Below are 19,360 nucleotides of genomic sequence, written 5' to 3' on the forward strand. Positions count from 1 at the left end.
ACCCGCGCCACCGTCCACCTGGAATGCGACCGCAAGTCCGAGACCCACATCCGGGCCCTGCTGCTCCAGGCCCTCGCCGGCTCCGGACTCGCCCCGACCGGTCTGCGCGCCCGCCGCACCGACAACGGCGACGCCACCAGCCTGCGGGCCACCGTCGCGATCACCGGGCAGGTCGCCCCGGCGCTCGAACAGGTCGTCACCCGACTGTCCTTGGAGCCCGGCGTACGCGACCTGCACTGGCACCTGGAGGACGAGCCGGAGGACCCCGGCAACCCGGCGCTCGCCTGACAGGCGGCGCGGACGTACCGTCACCACCCGGACCGCGTCGCCGGACCGCGTCACCCGGACCGGGTCACCCGAACCCCCGCCCGAACCGACTGGAGGCAGGATGCCGACCCCCGATCCCGAGCACGGGCCGCTGGTGCCGATGCTGCTGGTGCTGACCGTGGTCACCGGAGTGGTGGACGCGGTCAGCTACCTCGAACTCGGCCACGTCTTCGTCGCCAACATGACCGGCAACGTGGTGTTCCTCGGCTTCGCCCTGGCCGGCGCGGCCAACCTCTCCGCCACCGCCTCGCTGGCCGCCCTCGCCGCCTTCCTGCTCGGCGCCCTGGCCGGCGGCCACCTCGCCCGCCGCCTGCCCGGCCACCGCGGGCACCTGCTGACCGCCGCCGTCGCCGTCCAGTCGGCGCTGGTCGCGGCGGCCACCGTGCTGGCGGCCGTGGCCGGCCACACCTCCGAGCCGGCCCGCTACACCCTGATCGGGCTGCTCGGCTTCGCCATGGGCGGCCAGAACGCGGTGGTCCGCGCCCTGAAGGTCCCCGACCTCACGACCACCGTGCTGACCATGACCATCACCGCCCTCGCCGCCGACCGCACCGGCCCCCGCCGGCTGGCCTCCGCCGTCTGGATGTTCGCCGGCGCCCTCCTCGGCGCCCTCCTGGTCCTCCATGCCGACATCCCGCTGGCCCTGGCCCTGGCCCTCGCGCTGCTCCTCGCCGTCGCGGCCCTCACCCACCGTGCCGCCAGGACCGTCCCCGCCCCCGCCTGGACCCACCCGCGCTGACCGGGCGTCCGGTGATCCGCCGCCCGTCCGCGACCGGCGCCCGGCACGGACGGTGTCGAACCCCCGTGTTCCTCGGGGGGTTTCGGGCTGCCGGCCGGTGGCCCTCGGCCCGGACGGCGTTCCGGGCGGCCTCGACCTCCGGCGACCGGCCGGGGTGACCGGCTCAGTCCTCGCTGCGGTGCCCGGCGCGGCCGCTCCAGAGGGGTTCGAGGCGCTCCCACTCGGTGCTCCAGGCGGCCTCCGCCCGGCGGTCGAGGGCGTGGAGGCGCAGGCGGAGGGCGAGGGCGAGCAGGGCCAGCAGGACGAGGAGGGCGCCGGTGCCGGTGCAGGCGGCGGAGACGGCGAGGGCCACCCGGTCGGCCGGGGCGACGGAGACGGTGCCGGCCGCGTCGACCCAGACGGGGATGCGGCTGCCGGTGACGGCGGAGTGCGGGGCCTGGACGGTGCCGTGGCGCGGGCTGCCGTCGGGGGCGGTCCAGTCCGCGTCGACGTCCACCTGGTTGCTGTAGCCGCCGGCGAAGCGGCTGCCGGTGGCGGTGGTGCGGTCCGGGACGCCGCTGACCACGGCGTCGACCTGCTGCAGCCGCCCGCGGTCGGCGTCGGCCCGGTGCGCGGTGGCGCGGTAGAGGAGCAGCGAGCCGCCCGCGCACAGGGCGAGGGCGAGCACCGCGCCGAGCACGGCGGACAGCCAGGCGCGGGCGCGGGAGCGGTCGAGGGGGCGGGCGAGCGGCTCGTGCCGGGCACCGAGTGCCCGCCGCAGCCGCCGGCCGGTGCGCCGCGGGAGCGACGCGGGCAGGGCCGGACGGGGAGTGCTGGACACGGTGAGGGCTCCTCAGGGGCGCGGGGACGCTGGGCGGTTACGCCCCAATGTCCACCCGGCGGCCCCCCGCGCACAAGAGTCGTGCGCGTTCGGAGGACCGCCGGTACCTACCGGTCAGGGCCGGTCGGCCCAGTGGCCGGGACGTTCGGCCCTCGGCATCCGCACCCGGTCCGGGCAGGCTGGGGTGTGGCGGCGTCCTCCCGGTGCTTGGGCGCGGCCGTGGCCCGGTCGGCCGTGGGGGCGCCGGGCCGAGGTACGGGGCAGGGGGTGGTCGTGGGGCCACCCCCTGCCTGTGCCGTGTCCGGCTCCGGCCCGTTCTCCGCCCTTTCCTCGCCGATGGACTGACGATGTCCCAGGTCGGGGCCGTATTCTGCCCAGATATACACTCGGGGTATACGCCGGGTGTATGTTTCCTCCATGAGTGTTCCTTTGACCCTTCTGGGGCTGCTGGAGCGAGAGCCGAGCCACGGCTACGACCTCAAGCGCGACTACGACGCCCTCTTCGGCCGAGGCAAGCCCCTTCCGTACGGCCAGGTCTACTCGACCCTCGGCCGGCTGGCCCGCGACGGCAAGGTGGTGGCCGGCGAGGCGGAGCCCGGCGACGGGCCCGAGCGCAAGCGGTACGTCATCACCGAGACCGGGGCGACCGAGTTCGAGACCTGGCTCCAGGAGCCGGTCGCGCCCGAGCCCAACCTCCAGTCCGTGCTGTTCACCAAGGTGGTGCTGGCCCTGATGCTGGGCCGGGACGCCGAGCACTACCTGGACACCCAGCGCGCCGCCCACCTGCGCCGGATGCGCGAGCTCACCGAACTGCGCCGCACCGGAGCCCTGGTGGACGCCCTGCTCGCCGACCACGGCCTGTTCCACCTGGAGGCCGACCTGCGCTGGATCGACCTCACCGCCGCCCGCCTGGACGCGCTCGCCGCGGAGGTGAACGCGTGACCGCCGTGATCGAGGCCCGGGACATCGCCCTCGCCTTCGGGGAGACCCCCGCCCTGCGCGGGGCCAGCCTGTCCGTCCAGGCCGGTGAGGTGCTCGCCATCATGGGCCCCAGCGGCTCCGGCAAGTCGACGTTACTGCACTGCCTGGCCGGCATCCTGGTGCCCGACGCGGGGGAGGTGCTGTTCGACGGGCAGCGCCTGGACACCATGCCGGAGGCCCGGCGCAGCGCCCTGCGCCGGGACAGGTTCGGCTTCGTCTTCCAGTTCGGCCAGCTGGTACCGGAGTTGACGGCCGAGGAGAACGTCGCGCTGCCGCTGCTGCTGAACGGCGTGCGCCGCTCCGCCGCGCTGGCCCAGGCCCGTCCCTGGTTCGCCCGGCTCGGCCTGGACGGCATGGAGCAGCGCCGCTCCGGCGAGCTGTCGGGCGGTCAGGCGCAGCGGGTCGCGCTGGCCCGCGGCCTGGTGGCCCGGCCGCGGGTGCTGTTCGCCGACGAGCCGACCGGCGCGCTGGACTCGCTGACCGGCGAGCAGGTGATGGAGCTGATGGTCGCCTCGGCCAAGGAGCAGGGCACCACCGTCATCCTGGTCACCCACGAGGCCCGGGTCGCCGCGTACGCGGACCGCGAGGCGGTCGTCCGCGACGGCCGGGCCCGGACGCTCTCGGCCGGCGCCGGAACGGTGGCCCCGTGATCGCCTTCTCGCTCCGGCTGGCCGTCAGCGGCGGCCGGGAGGCGGTGGCCCGGCTGCTGATGATCGCGGCGGCGGTCGCGGTCGGCGTGGGGCTGCTGCTCTCGACCTTCGCCGGCGTGAGCGCGATCGACCGGGCCAACGAGCGGCAGCTCTGGATGAACACGGGCGTCAAGGGCGCGACCGCGGCCACCTCGGCGGACCCGCTCTGGTGGGGCGCCCGGATGGACTACTACCGGGGGAGGACCGTCTTCCGGGCCGATGTCGCCCCGACCGGTCCCACCTCGCCGCTGCCGCCCGGCCTGAGTCGGCTGCCCGCGCCCGGCGAGTACTACGCCTCGCCCGCGCTGGAGAAGCTGCTGCGCGACACCCCGGCCGTCGAACTGGGCGACCGCTTCCCCGGACGGCAGGTCGGCACCCTCGGCGAGGACGGGCTGCCCTCCCCGGACACCCTGGCGCTGGTCGTCGGCCGCACCGCGGACGAGGTCAAGGCCCTGCCGAGGGCCACCACCGTCACCAGCCTCGCCACCGTCCTGCCCCACGACTGCGAGTACGACTGCTACGGCGCGGGCGTGCACGGCGACGCGATGGTCCTGGTGCTCACCGTGGTCGCCGCCGCGCTGATCTTCCCGGTGCTGGTCTTCATCGGCACCGCGACCCGGCTCTCCGCCGCCACCCGGGAGCAGCGCTACGCCGCGATCCGCCTGGTGGGCGCGACGCCCGGCCAGGTGTCGGTGATCTCGGCGGTGGAGTCCACCCTGGCCGCGGTGATCGGTACGGCCCTCGGCTTCGGCCTGTTCGCCGCGCTGAAACCGGTGGTGGCCGACGTGCCGTTCACCGGCGACCGCTTCTTCGCCTCCGACCTGAGCCTGACCCTGCCGCAGGCGGCCGGGGTGGTGCTGGGCGTGCCGGTGGCGGCTGCGCTCGCCGCCCGGTTCGCGCTGCGCCGGGTCACCGTCTCGCCGCTCGGGGTCTCCCGCAGGGTCACCCCGAAGCCGCCGAGCGCCTGGCGGCTGGCACCGCTGGTGGCCGGCCTCGCCGAACTCGGCTACTTCGTGGGCAACCGCCCGGAGACCACCGACGGGCAGTCCACGGCCTACCTGACCGGTTTCGTGCTGGTGATGCTCGGGCTGGTGGTCTCGGGGCCGTGGCTGACCATGGCCGCGGCCCGGGCGGTGGCCCGGCGCACCCGCCGTCCGGCCGCCCTGATCGCGATGCGCCGCCTGGCGGACGACCCGGGGGCGGGCTTCCGTTCGGTCGCCGGTGTGGTGCTGGCGCTGTTCGTGACCACCGCGACCCTGGCCATCATGAGCACCATCAACGCGAACCAGGGCATGCTCAACGGCGCCCCCGAGGTGCGCAAGGCGATCGTGGACGCCCCCTTCGGCAACCGGAACGACGCGGCCCTGCTGCCGTCGGTACCCGATCGCGTGCTGGCCCGGGCGCGGGCCGTCCCCGGGTTCCAGGGGATCGCCCTGGTGCACGAGGACCCGGCCGGTACGGGCCAGCGGAGCGGGCGGGGCATCGTGCCCGGCCTGGTGAGCTGCGCGGACCTCGCGCAGATCCCCGTGGTCGGCCACTGCGCTCCCGGCGCCGCCGTCGCGGCCGTCGACCCCTACCAGCTGGTCGGCCTGGTGGACGCCTCCGACCGCGAGTGGCCGGCCGCACCGGTCTCCGAGGCCGAGGCGGCCGGGCTCCCGGTGCGGATGCTCTACGCGACCACCGACGGCTCCAAGGCGGCCAAGGAACAGCTGCGGACCCTGTTCATGAAGGAGTTCCCGCACTACGAGGCGAGGCTGGCCGAGGACTGGTCCTCCGCCGGGCAGAAGAAGCTCCAGGGCTGGCGGCAGCTGGCGAACGTGGTGCTGCTGACCACCCTGCCGATCGCCGGGTGCAGCCTCGCGGTGAGCGTGGTGGCCGGACTGTCCGACCGCCGGCGGCCGTTCGCGATGCTGCGGCTGACCGGCGCACCGCTGCGGCTGCTGCGCAGGGTGGTCGGTCTGGAGAGCGCGCTGCCGCTGCTGGTGGTCTCGGCGCTCGCGATCGGGACGGGCTTCGCCGCGGCGGCGATGTTCCTCAAGGCGCAGAAGGACTACGACCTGGTGTCCCCGGGCCCGGCGTACTACGGGCTGACCGGTTTCGGGCTGGCCGCCTCGCTCGGGATCATCGCCTCGACGCTGCCACTGCTGAAGCGGATCACCGGACCGGAGGCGGCCCGCAACGGCTGAGCGCCGTCAGGCGGTCGGCTGCCCCGTCACCCGTTCCAGCGGGCGACGGGGTAGCCGTGCGTTCCGGCCAGCAGCCGCGGGGACAGCCGCGGCAGCCAGCTGCCGAGCACCAGCGCGGACGGGTAGAACATCGGCTCGGGCAGCGCGTCCACCGGGACGCGCTCCCAGCCGCCGCACGCGTGCGGCTCGGTGACCACGGCCTCGGCCAGGCTCGGCGGCGCCAGCACGGCGGCCGTCAGCCGGGGCCGGCCGAGCTCGTGGTCGAGATGGACGGCGAGCACCCGCATCTCCTCGGCGGGCAGCACGATGCCGGTCTCCTCGGCGAGTTCGCGGGCCGCGGTCCGTTCGAAGGACTCGCCGGGGTCGACCTTGCCGCCGGGCAGGCTCCAGGTCGGCGGCTCGCCGGCCGTGGTCCGGCGGCCGATCAGCACCCGGCCGTCCCCGGTGGGCACGATGACCCCGGCGCCGAGCAGCGGCGCGGTCGGCGGGACCGGTGCGGCGGGCGCGGCCGGCCAGGCGGGTCCGGTCGGTCCGGTGGGCGCGGTCGGTTCGGTCGGCCCGGACGGTGCGGTGCTCAACTCGCCATCCCCTTCGGCTGGTTACCAGTTGGAGCGGTCGTAGTCCTTGAGGAAGCAGCCGTACAGGTCCTCGCCCGCCTCGCCGCGCACGATCGGGTCGTACACCCGGGCCGCGCCGTCGACCAGGTCGAGCGGGGCGTGGAAGCCCTCGTCGGCGAGGCGCATCTTGTCCGGGTGCGGCCGCTCGTCGGTGATCCAGCCGGTGTCGACGGCGGTCATCAGGATGCCGTCGGACTCGAACATCTCCTGCGCGCTGGTGCGGGTGAGCATGTTGAGCGCGGCCTTGGCCATGTTGGTGTGCGGGTGGCCGGCGCCCTTGTAGCCGCGCGAGAAGACGCCCTCCATCGCGGAGACGTTGACCACGTACTTGCGGCGGGACGCGGAGGCGGCCATCGCCGGGCGCAGCCGGCTGATCAGGATGAACGGCGCGGTGGAGTTGCAGAGCTGGACCTCCAGCAGCTCCATCGGGCCGACCTCGCTGACGGTCTGCACCCAGCTGTTGGTGTCCGCGAGGTCGGGCACCAGGCCGCCGGCGTCGATCGCGGTGCCGGCCGCGATCCGGTCGGGCGTCGCGGAGCCGGTGACCAGGGCGAGCGAGGTGACGTCCTCGGCGGTGATCCGCTGCGTGTCGCCGCCCGCCTGGTGGGGGAGGGCGGGCAGGTCGACGCTGCCGCTGCCGAAGCGGCCGATGGTGGTGGCCTGGGGCAGCTCGCCGGCCGGCAGCGGGGCGGACTCGGCGTTGACCAGCTCGCGGTAGGACTCCGGCGGGCGGCGCACGGTCTGCGCGGCGTTGTTGATCAGGATGTCCAGCGGGCCGTCGGCGGCGACCTCGTCGGCCAGGGCCATCACCTGGGCCGGGTCGCGCAGGTCGATGCCGATGATCTTGAGGCGGTGGATCCACTCGGCGCTGTCCGGCATCGCCGTGAAGCGGCGGATCGCGTCGTTGGGGAAGCGGGTGGTGATGGTGGTGTGGGCGCCGTCGCGCAGCAGCATCAGCGCGATGTACATCCCGATCTTGGCCCGGCCGCCGGTGAGCAGCGCGCGCTTGCCGGTGAGGTCGGCGCGGGCGTCCCGGCGGGAGCGGTTCTTGACCGCGCAGTCCTGGCAGAGGTTGTGGTAGAAGGCGTCGACCTCGATGTACCGCTGCTTGCAGGTGTAGCAGGAGCGCGGGCGCTCCAGAATGCCGGCGATCTCGGTGGTGGTGACGGTGGTCAGGCCGAAGGCGCCGGCTGTCTCGTCGTCGATCCGGGTGGGCGCGCCGGTGGCGGTACGGGCGGTGACCTCGCGGTCGTTGGCGGTCTTGCGGGCCCGGGTCTCCTGGCGGCGGCGCTGCTTGAGGGTACGGAATATGCCGCCGACGGCCTTGCGGACGGTGATCGCGTCCGGATGGTCCACGTGCAGCTCGTCGAGCTCGGCCAGCACCTCCAGGCAGAGCCGCAGCCGCTCGGGGTCGAGGCCGGGACCGAAGTCGGTCTCCTCCTCGGCGCCCTCGACCGGGTCCTGGCCGAGGTCCGTCCGCCCGGTGCCCGTCTGCTCGATGCCCGCCTGTCGGAGGTCCGTCTGGTCGATGTCCGTCTGACCGATGCTCACGCCTGCTGCCGCTTTCCCGATTCGCCACGCCCACACGCGTGAAGCCAAGCCCCTTACCGCGTGAATGCTACGGGAGCGGTCCGGACCGGGGCGAAAAGCCGACGTCGGAGGGGGTCTTTGGATGATCCTCCATGTCTACGCGCGGAGTATTGATCACGGTTTGTACGCAGCCCCAGCAATGCCCGTCGAACTGGCTTTTGCCCCCACCCTCACGGAGAATCGAACGCTGGGTGCCGGGCGCCCGAGTGCGCTCCGGCGGCATCGCCGCAACCGCACCCGAGGTGTATCCCCCCAGCCAGAGAGCCCTCCTTCATGCGCTTCCTGAACGACCTCAAGCCCTCGTACGACCTGACGTACGACGACGTCTTCATGGTCCCCAGCCGTTCCGCCGTGGGCTCCCGGCAGGGCGTCGACCTCTCCTCGAACGACGGCACCGGCACCACCATCCCGCTGGTCGTGGCCAACATGACCGCCATCGCCGGCCGCCGGATGGCCGAGACCGTCGCCCGCCGCGGCGGCCTGGTCGCCATCCCGCAGGACATCCCCACCGAGGTCATCGCCGAGGTCGTCTCCTGGGTCAAGCAGCGCCACCTGGTGTTCGACACCCCGATCACGCTCGCCCCCGGCGCCACCGTGGCCGAGGCGCTCTCGCTGCTGCCCAAGCGCGCGCACGGCGCCCTCGTGGTGGTCGAGGACGGCAAGCCCGTCGGCGTGGTCACCGAGTCCGACTGCCAGGGCGTGGACCGCTTCACCAGCCTGGCCGACATCATGTCCCGCGAACTGCTGCTGCTGGACGAGGGCATCGACCCGCGGACCGCCTTCGAGAAGCTCACCGAGGCGCACCGCAAGCTCGCCCCCGTCGTGGACGGCGAGGGCCGACTGGTCGGCATCCTCACCCGCAAGGGCGCGCTGCGCGCCACCCTGTACACCCCGGCCGTGGACGAGGCCGGCAAGCTGCGGATCGCCGCCACCGTCGGCATCAACGGCGACGTCGCGGGCAAGGCCGCGGCGCTGATCGAGGCCGGTGCCGACGTGCTGGTGGTCGACACCGCGCACGGCCACCAGGAGTCCATGATCAGCGCGCTGCGCGCGGTGCGCGGCCTGGACCCGCGGGTCCCGATCGTGGCCGGCAACGTGGTCTCCGCCGCCGGTGTCCGCGACCTCGTCGAGGCGGGCGCCGACATCCTCAAGGTCGGCGTCGGCCCCGGCGCCATGTGCACCACCCGGATGATGACCGGCGTCGGCCGGCCGCAGTTCTCCGCCGTCCTGGAGTGCGCCGCCGAGGCCCGCCGGCTCGGCAAGCACGTCTGGGCCGACGGCGGCGTGCGCCACCCGCGCGACGTCGCGATGGCGCTGGCCGCCGGCGCCTCCAACGTGATGATCGGCTCCTGGTTCGCCGGGACCTACGAGTCCCCGGGCGACCTCCAGACCGCCGCCGACGGGCGCCAGTACAAGGAGAGCTTCGGCATGGCCTCGGCCCGCGCCGTCAGCAACCGCACCGCCCAGGACTCCTCGTACGACCGGGCCCGCAAGGCGCTGTTCGAGGAGGGCATCTCGCACTCCCGGATGTTCCTCGACCCGACCCGCCCCGGCGTCGAGGACCTGATCGACTCGATCATCGCGGGCGTCCGCAGCTCCTGCACCTACGCGGGCGCCGGCAGCCTGGAGGAGTTCCAGGAGAAGGCGATCGTGGGCATCCAGAGCGCGGCCGGCTACGCCGAGGGCAAGCCGCTGCACTCCAGCTGGGCCTGACCGGCTCCGGCGCCCGCTGCGCCTGTTGTGCCTGCCGGGCCCGCCGCGTCGGGGCCCGCACCGTCGGCCGTCCGGTTCCTCGCCTCGGGGAGCCGGGCGGCCGCGGCCGTCGCGGGGGCCGTCGCGGGGGCCGTTGCGGGGGTGCGGTGCCCGGGGGCCTGGCCGCTGATCCGGCCGCCGGCCGTTCCGGTGTCGCGCCCGTCCTCCGGTCCACCGCCCTGCCTCCCGCCCTGCCCGAGCGGGAGCAGCAGGACGCGGCCGAGCAGCCCGACCGAACCGTCCAGCGCCGTGGCGAGGGCCCGGGCGGCGCCCGGCAGGTGCCGCAGCTCCCAGAGCGCCTCGACGGTGCCCCAGGCGCCCTCGCGGGCGGCCCCGACCGACCAGGCGCCGAGCAGGTGGGTGAGCGGCTCGGCGCGCTCCAGCAGGTCGGGCCCGGGCATCAGCTGCTCCCGGACGGCCGTCTCCACCTCGGCCAGCACCCGGTCGATCCGGTGGTAGTCCGGCTCGACGTCGGACGGCTCGCAGCCCCGGCGGCGGCAGGTGTCCACGACGGCCAGCGGCAGGTCGTGCTGGATGTGGGCGGCCATCCCGGCCAGCGCGAACTGCAGCGGGTGCACCCCCGGGTGGGCGCGCAGCGCGAACAGCGGCCGCCAGCAGGCGGGCGGCTCCTGCCCGGCCGCGTCGGCGGCCACGGCCCGCAGGTACCGCCCGGCGAACACCACGTCCAGCTCGGCCACCGCCGACGGGTCGGCGAAGCGCCCGCCGTCCAGCCGGTCACGGACCGCCTCCGTCACGGTGAGGTAGAGCCGGTTGAACACCCCCACCCCGTCGGCCGGGGGCAGCCCCGCCCCGATCTCCCGCAGCCGGCCGACCACCTGCTCGACCGTCCGCGCCTCCACGACCACTGCCGTCGTACGATCCACCGCCGTGTCGGGCATGCGCCACCCTCCGATGCCGATCGTGCACTGATCGCATCATCGTGACAGCGCCGTCCCATGCCCGGGCGGATGCGGCACGCCTCCGTCGATCCGGTGTCGCACGGTCAGGCCGGTGTCGCACGACCGGGCCGGTCCCGTCGTGACATGGCGTCGACTTGGCCAAAGCCTTGCCGGTACTTTTCCGATCCCCCACCTCCTGTCATGATCCGTGACCGTGATTAACCGTCGTACCCTGATCGCCGCGTTCGCCGCGGCCCCGGCCCTCAGCACCCTCGGCGCCGCCGTGGGCAGCACCCCCGCGAGCGCCGCCGCCGACCTGTACCCCTCCAACACGGCCCTCTACGCCAACCCGACCGTGGTCGAGGGCGTGGACTACGGCCGCCGCTACCGCCGGCACCTGGTCGACGACCAGAGCCCGCAGGGCCGTACGCCGTTCGTCCGGACCACCGTCATCGCCCCGCACGGCGGCGGCATCGAGGGCGGCACCTCCGAACTGTGCCTGGCCATCGCCGGCTACCACCCGGCCGACCTCGCCCCGGCCCCGGCTGCCGGGCCGACGCACGACTTCTGGATGTTCGAGGGCCTGCGCTCCTCCAACAACAGCGAGCTGCACGTCACCTCGACCCACTGCGACGACGGAGTGGCCCGCGCGATGTGCGCCGGCAGCCGCAACGTGCTGTCGCTGCACGGCTGCACCGCCGCCCAGGCCGGACTGGAGGCCGCCGCCCAGGCCGTGCTGGTCGGCGGCCTGAACCCCACCTTCCGCCAGTACCTGATGGAGGAGTTCGCGGCCGCGGGCATCCGGGCCGTGACCGCCTCCGGCGAGGAGGAGATCGCGGGCATCTCCCCGGAGAACATCTGCAACCGCAGCCTGCTCGGCATGGGCGCCCAGCTGGAGATGACCACCGAGCTGCGGGCCGCGATGTTCGCCCCGGGCAAGAACACCCGCACCGAGCGGGCGGCCAACACCCTGCCGCTGTTCTGGGCCTACGCGACCGCGGTCCGGACCGCGATCCAGCGGCTGGAGGCGACCCAGCCCATCCTCTGACGGACCGGGGCCGCCGGCCGCGCGCGCCGCGGCCGGCGTCAGCCCAGCCCGTACTCCAGGACGTAGGTGTGGGTGCCGGACCCGTCGACGGTCAGGTGGAACTCGCCGGTGATCCCGGCCAGCTCGCCCGTGCCCGTGCCCGGCACCACGCGTATCGATGTGCCGGTGGTGTCCCAGGCCGCGTGCTGGAGCACGAACGAGCCCTTGCGCCCGTCCAGTTCACCCGTCACGTGCTCCACCGCGACGTACGAGGCCGGGCTGCCGGAGGGGCCCGCGACGGAGAGCATCCGCACCTCGCTGGCCCCGCTCAGCCCGCCCGTGAAGGTCTTGGCGATCCGGACCCGCCCGAACGCCGCGCCCTCCCGCTCCTCCGTCTCCACCGGCTCGAACGCCGTGACCTCGAAAGACCCGCTCGCCCTGCTCCCGCTCCCCATGGCACCGTCCCCTCGTCGATCCGCGACCACCCTGCGGCCGGCTCCCCGCCGACCGTGAACCGAGCCTTGCACACACCACTGACATTGATGCTGGTACTCAGGTTCCGGTGGTCGTGGCTCGGCCACTGACTGACGCCTTGCTGGGCTGTCCTCGAGTTGTTCTGTCCGGCCACCGGAACCTGTTCCTATGGCTCCGGCCGGGCGGAACATGACCTGATAGGAGCTTGGTCCAGAAGCCCCTTCAATGTCCTGTCTGCTCCACCCGGCCGGCGCCGACCTCCGGCTAGGGAAGGCACCATCAGCATGACATCAGCGGTCAGACCGGACACAGCGGACCAGGAGGTGTTCGGCGGGGTCGACTCCCACGCCGACACAATCCACGTCGCCGTCATCAGCGACAACGGCGGCCACCTCGCGGACGCCGGGTTCGCCACCACCACAGCCGGATACGCCGCCGCCCTGGCCTTCCTGAACGCCCACGGCCACGTGACCGCGATCGGCGTCGAAGGCACGTCCTCCTACGGGGCCGGCTTCACCCGCGAAGCCCGCGCGTGCGGGCACCGGGTCGTCGAGGTCAACCGGCCCGACCGGGCCGAACGCCGCCGCATCGGCAAGTCCGACCCCATCGACGCCTACGCCGCCGCCCGCGCCGCCCTGTCCGGCCGCGCCTCCAGCGTGCCCAAGGACGACACCGTCGCCGGCATACGCGTCCTGCACAACGCCGCCCGCTCCGCCGTCAAGGCCCGCACCGCCGCCCTCAACCAGATCGGACAGCTCCTCATCACCGCACCCGAGGCGATCCGCGCCAGGTACGGGCGGCTCAAGACGGCGGAGCGCACCGAGGCCCTGGCCCGACTGCGACCGGCCGGGGACGCGGTCCACACCGCGGTCCTGACCGCGCTCAAGAGCCTCGCCCGGCGCGTCAAGGAGCTCACCGCCGAACACGAGGCCCTCACCAGAGCCCTCGACGCCGAGGTCACCGCCCACAACCCCGGCCTGCGGGCCGCCTACGGTGTCGGCCCCGACACCGCCGCCCAGCTGCTGGTCACCGCCGGAGGCAATCCTGAGCGCATGCGCACGGAGGCGGCCTTCGCCGCCCTGTGCGGAGCCGCACCCGTCCCCGCCTCCAGCGGCAGGACCAACCGCCACCGCCTCTCACGCGGCGGTGACCGCGCCGCCAACGCGGCCCTCTACCGGATAGCCCTCTGCCGGATGTCCGGCGACCGGCGAACCCGCGACTACGTCACCCGCCAGACCGAGGCCGGCCGCACCAAGAAAGAGATCATCCGCCTCCTCAAACGCGCCATCGCCCGGGAGATCTTCCGCTGCCTCACCACGAACGTCGCCGTCCCCGAAATCGCCGACCTGCGACCCGCCCGCCAGGCCAAGAACATCACCCTCACCGCCGTCGCCAACCACTTCGGCGTCTGGCCCGCCACCATCTCCACCCTCGAACGCGGGATCCGCCGAGACGACGACCTCGCCAACGCCTACCGCGAATGGCTCACCGCCGCTTGACAGCCCATAGGAGTCAGCCGTTCACCTGCGGATGACGCCTTGCCCGCGTGAAAATCGGTGCGGGGGCCATCCGCTGACGCCGCATGATGTTTGGGCTTCGAGTCCGCATAGGAGTCTGGTGAGGGGGCCGCCCGAGGGACCACGCACTGTCGCCTTGAGCACGCCGTTCAGCTTCTCCGCCTCCCTCAGGCCCCCGGGTGGCCCCCGCTCTGGAGCACGACAGCAAGGGAGGACAACCGGTGGAGGAGACGAGAGAAGAACAGGCCGACGGGGCGGTGGCGCGGGTCGCGGCGATCGACATCGCGAAGGCGTCCGGCGTGGTCTGCATGCGCCTGCCGCACGAGGACCGCGAGGGTCGGCGGGTGCAGCAGGTCTGGACGGTGGCCTCGACCACCAACGCGGTCCTGGAACTCGGCGACCGGCTGCTCTGCCAAGGCGTGCAGCGGGTGGTGATGGAGGCGACCGGCAACTACTGGAAGCCGTTCTTCTACCTCTTGGAGGCCCGCGGCCTGGAGTGCTGGCTGGTCAATGCTCGCGAGGTGAAGAACGTCCCAGGACGCCCGAAGACCGACAAGCTCGACGCGGTCTGGCTGGCCAAGCTCGCCGAACGCGGCATGGTCCGCGCCTCGTTCGTGCCGCCCAAGCCGGTTCGCCAACTGCGGGACCTCACCCGCACCCGCACCGCGTTCACCCAGGACCGCACCCGCCACAAGCACCGCGTCGAGAAGGCCCTCGAAGACGCCCAGATCAAGCTCTCCAGCGTGGTCTCCGACCTCTTCGGCGTCTCGGGCCGGGCGATGCTCGACGCCCTGGTCGCCGGCGAGCGCAACCCGCGCGCGCTCGCGGAGCTGGCCAGAGGCAGCCTGGTCAACAAGCGCGAACTCCTTGTCGAGGCACTGACCGGGCAGTTCGAGGAGCACCACAGTCGTCTCCTGCGGATCCTGCTGGAGACCGTCGACCACTTCACCCGCCAGATCAGCGAACTCGACCGGCACATCACCATGCTTCTCAACGAGCTGGCCGGCCCGGCCGCCGCTGCCGAACACGACGACGCGCCGACCACCGCTGTCGGACGCCCCGGGCCCGAACTGGTCGAGCGCCTCGACGCCGTCCCCGGAGTCGGAGCCACCACCGCGCACATCATCCTCGCCGAGATCGGCCTGGACATGAACCGCTTCCCCAGCCCGGAGCACCTGGTCTCCTGGGCCAAGCTCTGCCCCAGAAGCATCCAGTCCGGGACGAAGAACACCACCGGCCCGGCCGGTCGCGGCAACCCCTGGCTCAAGGGCGCCCTCGGCGAAGCCGCCAACGCCGCTGCCCGCACGGACAGCTTCCTCGGCTCGCGCTACCGCCGGATCGTCAAACGCCGGGGCCACGCCAAGGCGCTGGTCGCCGTCGCCCGCTCGATCCTCGTCATAGCCTGGCACCTGATCAACGACCCCGACGCCCGCTACCAGGACCTCGGCGCGGACTGGCACCAACGCCACCTGAACAGCGCCCGCCGAACCCGCGACCTCGTCCGCCAGCTCCAAGCCCTCGGCCACCAGGTCACCCTCGCCCCCACTGCCTGACGGAACCCGCTCACGAGTTCGTCCGTTCCGCTCCGCGCAACGGACGCTGCCGCCTGCCCGGCTGAAGTTCGATTTTCCGTTCAGCCCATAGGAGTCAGCCGTTCACCTGCGGATGACGCCTTGCCCGCGTGAAAATCGGTGCGGGGGCCATCCGCTGACGCCGCATGATGTTTGGGCTTCGAGTCCGCATAGGAGTCTGGTGAGGGGGCCGCCCGAGGGACCACGCACTGTCGCCTTGAGCACGCCGTTCAGCTTCTCCGCCTCCCTCAGGCCCCCGGGTGGCCCCCGCTCTGGAGCACGACAGCAAGGGAGGACAACCGGTGGAGGAGACGAGAGAAGAACAGGCCGACGGGGCGGTGGCGCGGGTCGCGGCGATCGACATCGCGAAGGCGTCCGGCGTGGTCTGCATGCGCCTGCCGCACGAGGACCGCGAGGGTCGGCGGGTGCAGCAGGTCTGGACGGTGGCCTCGACCACCAACGCGGTCCTGGAACTCGGCGACCGGCTGCTCTGCCAAGGCGTGCAGCGGGTGGTGATGGAGGCGACCGGCAACTACTGGAAGCCGTTCTTCTACCTCTTGGAGGCCCGCGGCCTGGAGTGCTGGCTGGTCAATGCTCGCGAGGTGAAGAACGTCCCAGGACGCCCGAAGACCGACAAGCTCGACGCGGTCTGGCTGGCCAAGCTCGCCGAACGCGGCATGGTCCGCGCCTCGTTCGTGCCGCCCAAGCCGGTTCGCCAACTGCGGGACCTCACCCGCACCCGCACCGCGTTCACCCAGGACCGCACCCGCCACAAGCACCGCGTCGAGAAGGCCCTCGAAGACGCCCAGATCAAGCTCTCCAGCGTGGTCTCCGACCTCTTCGGCGTCTCGGGCCGGGCGATGCTCGACGCCCTGGTCGCCGGCGAGCGCAACCCGCGCGCGCTCGCGGAGCTGGCCAGAGGCAGCCTGGTCAACAAGCGCGAACTCCTTGTCGAGGCACTGACCGGGCAGTTCGAGGAGCACCACAGTCGTCTCCTGCGGATCCTGCTGGAGACCGTCGACCACTTCACCCGCCAGATCAGCGAACTCGACCGGCACATCACCATGCTTCTCAACGAGCTGGCCGGCCCGGCCGCCGCTGCCGAACACGACGACGCGCCGACCACCGCTGTCGGACGCCCCGGGCCCGAACTGGTCGAGCGCCTCGACGCCGTCCCCGGAGTCGGAGCCACCACCGCGCACATCATCCTCGCCGAGATCGGCCTGGACATGAACCGCTTCCCCAGCCCGGAGCACCTGGTCTCCTGGGCCAAGCTCTGCCCCAGAACCATCCAGTCCGGGACGAAGAACACCACCGGCCCGGCCGGTCGCGGCAACCCCTGGCTCAAGGGCGCCCTCGGCGAAGCCGCCAACGCCGCTGCCCGCACGGACAGCTTCCTCGGCTCGCGCTACCGCCGGATCGTCAAACGCCGGGGCCACGCCAAGGCGCTGGTCGCCGTCGCCCGCTCGATCCTCGTCATAGCCTGGCACCTGATCAACGACCCCGACGCCCGCTACCAGGACCTCGGCGCGGACTGGCACCAACGCCACCTGAACAGCGCCCGCCGAACCCGCGACCTCGTCCGCCAGCTCCAAGCCCTCGGCCACCAGGTCACCCTCGCCCCCACTGCCTGACGGAACCCGCTCACGAGTTCGTCCGTTCCGCTCCGCGCAACGGACGCTGCCGCCTGCCCGGCTGAAGTTCGATTTTCCGTTCAGCATCAATCGCGGCCGGGAAGCTCTCCGGAGCTGCTCTCCGGGAAGTTCCCCGGACGGCACTCCGGAGCCGTCGGCGCGGTCCGGTCACGGCTCCCAGCGGATCGCCAGCACCGCCGCGTCGTCGGCCAGGCCGGCGTCCCCGACCCAGCCGCCGACGTCCGTCAGCACGGCGTCCAGCAGGTCCGCCGGGGTGCCGCCGTGCAGTCCGGGCAGCCGCTCCGCGATCGGGTAGAACCGGCCCGCGGCGTCCCGGGCCTCCGACACCCCGTCGGTGTGCAGGAGCAGCAGGTCGCCCGGCTCCGGGTCGAACCGCCGGTCCGGGTAGCTGTCGTCGGTGAGCCCGAGCAGCCCCAGCGGCGGCGCCGGGAACGGGGGCTCCAGCTCGCTCACCCGGCCCGCCCGGCGCAGCAGCGGGGGCGGGTGGCCGCAGTTCACCAGCCGCACCGGCCCCCGGTCCGGCGCCACGTCGAGCAGCAGCGCGGTGGCGAACCGCCCCTCCTCCGACGGCCGGGCGGCCAGCGCCGCGTCCAGCCGTTCGGCGAGCCGCCCGGGGTCCGGCTCGGTCCGCGCGGCCTCCCGGAACACCCCGAGGACGTCCGCCGCCGTCTCCACCGCCGGGAGGCCGTGCCCCTGGACGTCCCCGAGCAGGATGCGCAGCCCGAAGCGGGTCTCCACCACGGCGTACAGGTCCCCGCCGATCCGGGCCTCGGCGGCCGCCGCCACGTACCGCACCGCCAGGCGCAGCGGCCCGATCCGCTCCGGCGGCGGGCGCAGCAGGGCCCGCTGGGCCGCCTCGGCCACCGTCCGGACCTGGAACAGCTCCCGCTCGCGGGCCGCCACCAGGACGACGCTGGCCGCGCTGGCCAGGGTCGAGGCCAGGACGGTGACCGGCACGCTGATCCGGACCGAGAGCGGCAGCTGCGCGTTGGCCGACTCCAGCAGGCCGACGGCGACCACCGCCGCCGCGCCGACCAGCAGCGGCACCCGGGCCCGCCGGGTGGTCGCACCGGCCAGCACCGGGGCCACCGCGAGCAGCGGCGCCAGGGTGGTCCCGGGCCCGATGGCCAGCGCGGCCACCACGGCGGCGACCAGCAGCAGGAGCGAGCCGTACAGCAGCAGCCGGGTCCGCCTCGGCAGGTGCAGCGGCGGCACCCCGTCCGGGCCGTCGGCGGTCACGCGTCCTCCAGTGGTGCCGGCCGGTCGGTCCGGCGGATCGGTCGGTTGCTCGGTTCGGCCGGTGGGGCGGCTGGTCGGCCCGGTCGGCGGACGGTCGGAGGCCCCCGGCGTCACGAGGGCCTCCGGTCCACTTTCCCTGCCCGGCCCCGGGTCAGCACCTCGGCCGAGGGGCGCGCGCCGGCGCGCACTAGGCTGGGGCGGGAGATGAGACGCAAGAGCCGCCGCCCGGCCTCCCCCCTCCCGCAGCGCCACGGTGTGGACCCGGTCCACCTCCGGCTGCCGCTCGAAGGCCCCTGGCCGACCGTGCGGGACCACCTGGTGGACCGGCTGCCCGCCGTCCCGGCCGAGCGGATCGACGCCGCGCTGCGGGACGGCGAGATCGTCGGCGAACAGGGCCCGATCGCCCCGGCGGAGCCGTTCCGCCCCGGCGCCCACCTGTGGTTCTACCGGGACCTCCCCGAGGAGGTGCGCGTCCCGTTCGAGCTGGTGGTGCTGCACCGCGACGAGCACCTGGTGGTGGTCGACAAGCCGCACTTCCTGGCCACCACCCCGCGCGGCCGGCACGTCACCGAGACGGCGCTGTCCCGGCTGCGGCACGCCCTCGACCTGCCCGCGCTCAGCCCCGCGCACCGCCTGGACCGGCTCACCGCGGGCCTGGCCATGTTCGTCGTCCGCCCGGAGGACCGCGGCGCCTACCAGACGCTGTTCCGGGACCGCCTGGTGCGCAAGGAGTACCAGGCCGTCGCCGGGTACGACCCGGAGCTGAGCCTGCCGCGCACCGTACGCAGCCACATCGTCAAGGAGCGCGGGGTGATCGCCGCCCAGGAGATCGACGCGCCGCCGAACAGCGAGAGCCGGATCGACCTGCTGGAGCGCCGCGACGGCCTCGCCCGCTACCGGCTGCGGCCGCTGAGCGGGCGCACCCACCAGCTGCGGCTGCACATGTGCGGCCTCGGGCTGCCGATCCTCGGCGACCCGGTCTACCCGGTCGTGCTGCCCGAGCCCGCCGCCGACGACTTCCGCCGCCCGCTGCAACTGCTCGCCTCGACGATCGAGTTCACCGATCCGCTGACCGGCCGGGAGCGCCGCTTCGAGACCCGCCGCACACTGACCGCCTGGACCGACCCGCAGGGCTGGGCCGACGACGCCGGTCCCGGGCCCCAGGACCTCCGAACGATCTAGCTAGGGCCTGTGTGATGTTGTGATCAGTTGGGTGGTCGCACGAGGTCGTCTATCCAGATCATTGAGGCGCGGAGGTGGAGGCCTGCGAGGTAGCT

At 73.7% G+C, this 19,360-nt stretch carries 16 protein-coding genes and 1 pseudogene; 11 read left to right on the top strand and 6 right to left on the bottom strand.

The genetic code is table 11. The features are described 5' to 3' along the window. Together ACFU7Z_RS16290 and ACFU7Z_RS16295 are read left to right on the top strand one after the other, a co-directional pair. A pseudogene (locus tag ACFU7Z_RS16290) lies at nt 1-288 on the top strand (MgtC/SapB family protein); the annotation flags it as partial. Nucleotides 289-388: 100 nt separating this feature from the next. Then, nucleotides 389-1,066: a YoaK family protein gene (locus ACFU7Z_RS16295; RefSeq protein WP_380777896.1), complete on the top strand. Its 678-nt coding sequence runs from the start codon at nt 389-391 to the stop codon at nt 1,064-1,066. 163 nt (nt 1,067-1,229) lie between these two features. On the opposite strand, the gene ACFU7Z_RS16300 is transcribed toward ACFU7Z_RS16295, so the two are convergent. Next, complete coding sequence (locus ACFU7Z_RS16300; protein ID WP_380777897.1) at nt 1,230-1,886, bottom strand: hypothetical protein; 657 nt, start codon at nt 1,884-1,886, stop codon at nt 1,230-1,232. 417 nt (nt 1,887-2,303) lie between these two features. Here ACFU7Z_RS16300 and ACFU7Z_RS16305 point away from each other — a divergent pair, with 417 nt between their 5' ends. From ACFU7Z_RS16305 to ACFU7Z_RS16315, 3 genes are read left to right on the top strand one after another with little or no spacing between them, the layout of a single operon-like run. Continuing rightward, nucleotides 2,304-2,828: a PadR family transcriptional regulator gene (locus tag ACFU7Z_RS16305; RefSeq protein ID WP_049656925.1), complete on the top strand. Its 525-nt coding sequence runs from the start codon at nt 2,304-2,306 to the stop codon at nt 2,826-2,828. Then, the gene (locus ACFU7Z_RS16310; RefSeq protein WP_049656924.1) at nt 2,825-3,517 is read left to right on the top strand and encodes an ABC transporter ATP-binding protein; all 693 of its coding nucleotides are present in this window, start codon (nt 2,825-2,827) and stop codon (nt 3,515-3,517) included. Before ACFU7Z_RS16305 ends, ACFU7Z_RS16310 begins: the two co-directional genes overlap by 4 nt. Beyond that, the gene (locus tag ACFU7Z_RS16315; RefSeq protein ID WP_380777898.1) at nt 3,514-5,742 is read left to right on the top strand and encodes an FtsX-like permease family protein; all 2,229 of its coding nucleotides are present in this window, start codon (nt 3,514-3,516) and stop codon (nt 5,740-5,742) included. Before ACFU7Z_RS16310 ends, ACFU7Z_RS16315 begins: the two co-directional genes overlap by 4 nt. A 26-nt stretch (nt 5,743-5,768) precedes the next feature. Here ACFU7Z_RS16315 and ACFU7Z_RS16320 read toward each other — a convergent pair whose 3' ends face one another. Further along, nucleotides 5,769-6,320, bottom strand: a complete 552-nt coding sequence (locus ACFU7Z_RS16320; protein WP_380777899.1) for an NUDIX hydrolase — start codon at nt 6,318-6,320, stop codon at nt 5,769-5,771. Between the two features lie 21 nt (nt 6,321-6,341). Then, entirely contained in the window at nt 6,342-7,760 is a 1,419-nt protein-coding gene (locus ACFU7Z_RS16325) for an SDR family NAD(P)-dependent oxidoreductase (RefSeq protein WP_234348576.1), read from the bottom strand. A gap of 462 nt (nt 7,761-8,222) precedes the next feature. Between ACFU7Z_RS16325 and ACFU7Z_RS16330 the strand changes: the two genes are divergently transcribed. Next, a complete protein-coding gene (locus ACFU7Z_RS16330; RefSeq protein ID WP_049656920.1) occupies nt 8,223-9,662 on the top strand; it encodes a GuaB1 family IMP dehydrogenase-related protein in 1,440 nt (479 codons plus the stop codon). Here the strand turns inward: ACFU7Z_RS16330 and ACFU7Z_RS16335 are convergent. Further along, nucleotides 9,623-10,600: a DUF5995 family protein gene (locus tag ACFU7Z_RS16335; RefSeq protein ID WP_380777900.1), complete on the bottom strand. Its 978-nt coding sequence runs from the start codon at nt 10,598-10,600 to the stop codon at nt 9,623-9,625. The genes ACFU7Z_RS16330 and ACFU7Z_RS16335 overlap by 40 nt on opposite strands. A gap of 208 nt (nt 10,601-10,808) precedes the next feature. On the opposite strand from ACFU7Z_RS16335, the gene ACFU7Z_RS16340 reads away from it, so the two are divergent. Further along, complete coding sequence (locus ACFU7Z_RS16340; RefSeq protein ID WP_380777901.1) at nt 10,809-11,648, top strand: poly-gamma-glutamate hydrolase family protein; 840 nt, start codon at nt 10,809-10,811, stop codon at nt 11,646-11,648. A gap of 38 nt (nt 11,649-11,686) precedes the next feature. Here the strand turns inward: ACFU7Z_RS16340 and ACFU7Z_RS16345 are convergent, their stop codons facing one another. Next, complete coding sequence (locus ACFU7Z_RS16345; protein WP_380777902.1) at nt 11,687-12,082, bottom strand: DUF3224 domain-containing protein; 396 nt, start codon at nt 12,080-12,082, stop codon at nt 11,687-11,689. A gap of 303 nt (nt 12,083-12,385) precedes the next feature. Between ACFU7Z_RS16345 and ACFU7Z_RS16350 the strand changes: the two genes are divergently transcribed. From ACFU7Z_RS16350 to ACFU7Z_RS16360, 3 genes are all read left to right on the top strand, one after another. After that, nucleotides 12,386-13,600 carry an IS110 family transposase gene (locus tag ACFU7Z_RS16350; RefSeq protein WP_380777903.1) on the top strand — a complete coding sequence of 405 codons (1,215 nt, stop codon included), beginning with the start codon at nt 12,386-12,388 and terminating at the stop codon, nt 13,598-13,600. 239 nt (nt 13,601-13,839) lie between these two features. Then, entirely contained in the window at nt 13,840-15,171 is a 1,332-nt protein-coding gene (locus ACFU7Z_RS16355) for an IS110 family transposase (RefSeq protein WP_380777904.1), read from the top strand. A 320-nt stretch (nt 15,172-15,491) separates the two neighbouring features. Beyond that, complete coding sequence (locus tag ACFU7Z_RS16360; RefSeq protein ID WP_117486982.1) at nt 15,492-16,823, top strand: IS110 family transposase; 1,332 nt, start codon at nt 15,492-15,494, stop codon at nt 16,821-16,823. Nucleotides 16,824-16,991: 168 nt separating this feature from the next. On the opposite strand, the gene ACFU7Z_RS16365 is transcribed toward ACFU7Z_RS16360, so the two are convergent. Next, on the bottom strand, nt 16,992-18,083 hold the full coding sequence (locus ACFU7Z_RS16365) for a PP2C family protein-serine/threonine phosphatase (RefSeq protein WP_049655986.1): 1,092 nt from the start codon (nt 18,081-18,083) through the stop codon (nt 16,992-16,994). 204 nt (nt 18,084-18,287) lie between these two features. On the opposite strand from ACFU7Z_RS16365, the gene ACFU7Z_RS16370 reads away from it, so the two are divergent. Next, complete coding sequence (locus ACFU7Z_RS16370) at nt 18,288-19,265, top strand: pseudouridine synthase (RefSeq protein WP_380777905.1); 978 nt, start codon at nt 18,288-18,290, stop codon at nt 19,263-19,265. The last annotated feature ends 95 nt before the right edge of the window (nt 19,266-19,360 follow it).

The sequence above is a fragment of the Kitasatospora sp. NPDC057518 genome (assembly GCF_042802075.1).
Classification (GTDB): Bacteria; Actinomycetota; Actinomycetes; order Streptomycetales; family Streptomycetaceae; genus Kitasatospora.

Excerpts from the sequence above, each read along its gene's own strand:
- ACFU7Z_RS16295 (WP_380777896.1), top strand. The coding sequence starts at position 389 with ATGCCGACCCCCGATCCCGAGCACGGGCCGCTGGTGCCGATGCTGCTG.
- ACFU7Z_RS16305 (WP_049656925.1), top strand. The coding sequence starts at position 2,304 with ATGAGTGTTCCTTTGACCCTTCTGGGGCTGCTGGAGCGAGAGCCGAGC.
- ACFU7Z_RS16330 (WP_049656920.1), top strand. The coding sequence starts at position 8,223 with ATGCGCTTCCTGAACGACCTCAAGCCCTCGTACGACCTGACGTACGAC.
- ACFU7Z_RS16335 (WP_380777900.1), bottom strand. The coding sequence starts at position 10,600 with ATGCCCGACACGGCGGTGGATCGTACGACGGCAGTGGTCGTGGAGGCG.
- ACFU7Z_RS16345 (WP_380777902.1), bottom strand. The coding sequence starts at position 12,082 with ATGGGGAGCGGGAGCAGGGCGAGCGGGTCTTTCGAGGTCACGGCGTTC.
- ACFU7Z_RS16350 (WP_380777903.1), top strand. The coding sequence starts at position 12,386 with ATGACATCAGCGGTCAGACCGGACACAGCGGACCAGGAGGTGTTCGGC.
- ACFU7Z_RS16370 (WP_380777905.1), top strand. The coding sequence starts at position 18,288 with ATGAGACGCAAGAGCCGCCGCCCGGCCTCCCCCCTCCCGCAGCGCCAC.